We start from the raw sequence: 1,116 nt of genomic DNA, 5'->3' as shown, positions 1-1,116 counted from the left end.
GACGCGGCTGTTGATCCGGACGCCACCTGCGGCCGGGTGCCAGTCGTGGTTGTCCGCGAAGCCACGGACGACCACCATCGCCTCCCCTCCCGGGGCCGGAGTCTGCCAGACCGGCGGTGTGAAAACCGCAGGGTCCGCCAGGTCCTCCCCGCTCTCCAGCAGCAGCACCCGCGGGCTCGCGTCGTCCCACCAGACGGCCCGGCAGGCGGCCTCCCTGCCGTCGGGTGTGCCGGCCCAGGCGACGGTGTCCCGGGGGTTCGCCACCTCCGCGGCGGTGAGCACCAGACGGGGGGTCAGCAAGGTGCCGACCTCGCGCGGCTCGGCGAGGGGTTCGAAGCGGACCCGCACCACTCCCTCGCCCGCGCCCCCGCCGGGGCCCGGCCGCTCTGGCGAAACCCCTTCCACCGCCGGCCGCTCGGCGAACGGCATCGCTCCCGCCGGGACGCGGCGGCGGCCCTCCTCCCCCGGTGTGACCCGGGTCGCGGAGAAGTCGGGGCCGGTGCCCCGGTGGCGGTACATGAACTCCCAGACCCGGCGGCGCACCAGTTCCCGTACGGCGGCGACGTCCCCGCGCAGCTGGGAGCCGAGCAGCACGTCCCGTACCCCCGGCAGGAAGTCGAACTCCGCGTCCTCCGGCCGCTGCTGTCCCTCCCACGGGGCGAAGAGCCCCCCGAGGGCCACCTCCGCCAGGTGTCCGTGCTCGGAGTCGCGCAGCAGGGAGCGCCGTACGAGGGTCATCACGGGCAGCGTCAGCGGTACGGCGGCCAGGTGGGCGGCGAGCTGCTGGGCGGTCGGGGAGGCGCTCGCCCGGAACCGCTCGACCGCCTCCAGCGCGGTGGCGGCCCGGCGCGGCGGTGCCGTGCCGGGGGCGGGGGCGGCGTCCAGGCGCAGGCAGGCGAGGCGGCGCCAGCGCCCGTCCCCGGACACCGTCCGCACGAGCCGGGCCAGGCTGCCCGACGCGAGCCCCACGACCGGGACCACGGGCCCGCCGCCCCGCGCCCGGCGGGCGGCGGGCACCCGCTGCCAGGAGCGGGTGGCGGCGGCGGGCCGGTCGGAGCGGACGGCGACCGGCTTCGGGCCGCACGGCGCCCCGGGTCCACAGCCGTTCGGGCAGGA

At 78.3% G+C, this 1,116-nt stretch carries 1 pseudogene; it reads right to left on the bottom strand.

From position 1 onward, the window contains the following. Nucleotides 1-1,116 (bottom strand): annotated as a pseudogene (locus tag SSNG_RS42380) (hypothetical protein); the annotation flags it as partial.

It is taken from the genome of Streptomyces sp. C (assembly GCF_000158895.1).
GTDB classification, from domain to species: domain Bacteria; phylum Actinomycetota; class Actinomycetes; order Streptomycetales; family Streptomycetaceae; genus Streptomyces; species Streptomyces racemochromogenes.
The sequence above is the reverse complement of the archived record's forward strand: the minus strand, read 5'-3'. Positions and strand labels throughout refer to the sequence as shown.